Source organism: Streptomyces sp. NTH33, assembly GCF_003236365.1.
In the GTDB taxonomy this organism is placed as follows: Bacteria; Actinomycetota; Actinomycetes; order Streptomycetales; family Streptomycetaceae; genus Streptomyces.
This window is the reverse complement of the sequence record NZ_POTZ01000714.1, coordinates 1-2,471: the sequence shown is the minus strand read 5'-3', so window position 1 is coordinate 2,471 and position 2,471 is coordinate 1. Positions and strand designations below refer to the sequence as shown.

Here is a 2,471-nt window from a genome sequence, read left to right as displayed (position 1 = left end):
AGGCTATTCGTCGGCAGCGTCAGATGTTTATAAGAGACAGGCGCCACGGCCTCCGGCGCCCGCATCAGCAGATCGGGCGCGAGCCGCCCGGCGGACAGCACCCGCGCGAGGTTCTCGGCGGCGGCCCCCTCGTCCCGCAGCAGCCGCAGGTACCACGGCGTCTTCCCCAGCGCGTCCGACACCTTGCGGAAGTTGAGAAGCCCCGCGTCCGGATCGGCCGAGTCCGCGAACCACCCCAGCAGCACCGGCAGCAGCGTCCGCTGGATCGCGGCCTTCCGCGTCACCCCCGACGCGAGGGCCTCCAGATGCCGCAGGGCGGCGGCCGGGTCGGCGTACCCGAGCGCGACCAGTCGCTCCCGAGCCGCCTCGGGGCTCAACCGGACCTCACCGGGAGCGAGTTGGGCGACCGCGTCGAGCAGCGGCCGGTAGAACAGCTTCTCGTGCAGCCGCCGTACGACGCCGGTGTGCCGCTTCCACTCCCGGGTGAGCTCGGTGATCGGGTCGCTGCGCAGGCCGAGGGACCGCCCGAGCCGGCGCAGATCGGCCTCGTCCTCGGGGACGAGGTGGGTGCGCCGCAGCCGGTACAGCTGGATACGGTGCTCCAGGGAGCGCAGGAACCGGTAGGCGTCGTCGAGCTGCACGGCGTCCACCCGGCCGACGTAACCCCCCGCGGCCAGCGCCTGCAACGCGTCCAGCGTGGACCCGCTCCGCAACGACACGTCGGTCCGCCCGTGCACCAACTGCAGCAACTGCACGGCGAACTCGACGTCCCTGAGCCCGCCCGGCCCGAGCTTCAGCTCACGCTCGACCTCGGACACGGGGATGTTCTCCACCACACGGCGGCGCATCTTCTGCACGTCGGCGACGAAGTTCTCGCGCTCGGCGGCCTGCCAGACCAGCGGGGCGAGCGCGGCGGCGTACTGCCCGCCGAGCTCGAGGTCGCCGGCGACCGGCCGGGCCTTGAGCAGCGCCTGGAACTCCCAGGTCTTGGCCCACCGCTGGTAATAGGCGACATGACTGCTCAGGGACCGCACGAGCGGCCCGTTGCGCCCCTCGGGCCGCAGATTGGCGTCGACGGGCCAGATCGACCCCTCCACGGTGGTCTCGGAGCAGATCCGCATCATGTGCGAGGCGAGCCGGGTGGCGGCGCGCAGCGCCTTCGCCTCGTCCGCCCCCGCCGCGGCCTCCCCCACGAAGATCACGTCGACGTCGGAGACGTAGTTCAGCTCGTGGCCGCCGCACTTGCCCATGGCGATCACCGCGAGCCGGCACAGCGCGTCGTCCTCGGGCGCGGCGGCGCGGGCGAGCCGGAGGGCGGCGCGCAGGGTGGCGGTGGCGAGGTCGGCGAGCTCGGCGGCGGTCTCGGCCACGTCGGTGGTGCCGCACACGTCGCGGGCGGCGATGGACAGCAGACAGCGCCGGTAGGCGACGCGCAGCGCGACGGGGTCACCGGCCTCCGCGAGCCCGCGCTCGAACTCCTCCACCCCGGGGTGCAGGTCGCGCGGCTCGTAGGTGACGAGCGCCCGCCAGTCACCGGCGTGCCGGGCGAGGTGGTCGCCGAGCGCGGCGGAGCAGCCGAGCACACCGAGCAGCCGGTCGCGCAGCGGCTTGGCCGCTATCAGCGTGTCGAGCAGTTCCCGCCGGTCCGTCGGCGCCGGCTGCGCCTCGAGCAGCCGCACGAGCCCCCGCAGCGCGAGATCTGGATCGGCGGTGGCCCCCAGCGCCTCCAGCAGCCCGGGATCGTCCCTGAGCGGGGCCAGCTCCGGGCTCTCCAGCAGCCGCTCGGCCCCCGAGGCATCGATGAAGCCGTGCCGCAGCAGCCGCGTAAAAGTACTGCTCCTGCGCCCCGGCGCCGTCATCCCGGCCTCCCGTCGGATCGAGCCCGTCCTGGCCAGAGCCTAACCGTCCTGCCGGTCCCGGGCTTCGGCGGCGGACCCCGTTTTCGGTATCTCGGAGACACCGGGCACACCCCGAGCATGGGGCAGGCGCACCAAGTGATCGCCATCGCCTCACCGAGCGGGCTTTCTGAGGCAAGTGGAGGGTTTGAGCCACGACGGAGGGGCGCGACCTGCGGTTTTGCCACAGCGGGTTGGCCCAAACCCTCCACTTGTTGTCCGCCCACATGGCTACTTCACTCGTAGGCGTGCCCTCCGGGCCACTCCTGTCACTTCGCGTGGCCGACGCCTCTGCCGTCGGATACGTCGCGATACGACGCGTACGACGGAGGGGTGCGGCATGTCGGTGGACGGCGAGGCGGTACGGCTCGGGGAAGAGGCGGATGAGCCGGGGTGGGAGGTGGATCCGAACGACGAGTGGGGGGTCGCGGTGATCGCCACCGTGGGGCGGCAGTTGAGGCTGCGGCGGGAGGCGGTGGGGATGCGGGTCGCCGAGTTCGGGACGGCGATGGGGTACGGGGACGACCTGGTCTACAAGATCGAGGGCGGGAAGCGGATTCCCCGGCAGGAGTACCT

General features: G+C 72.5%; 1 protein-coding gene. It reads left to right on the top strand.

Annotation, left to right across the window (positions count from 1 at the left end; all coding sequences use genetic code 11):
- Window positions 1-2,235 precede the first annotated feature (2,235 nt).
- On the top strand, window positions 2,236-2,471 hold a 236-nt coding region (locus tag C1I97_RS35370; protein ID WP_146608407.1), incomplete at its 3' end, for a helix-turn-helix domain-containing protein.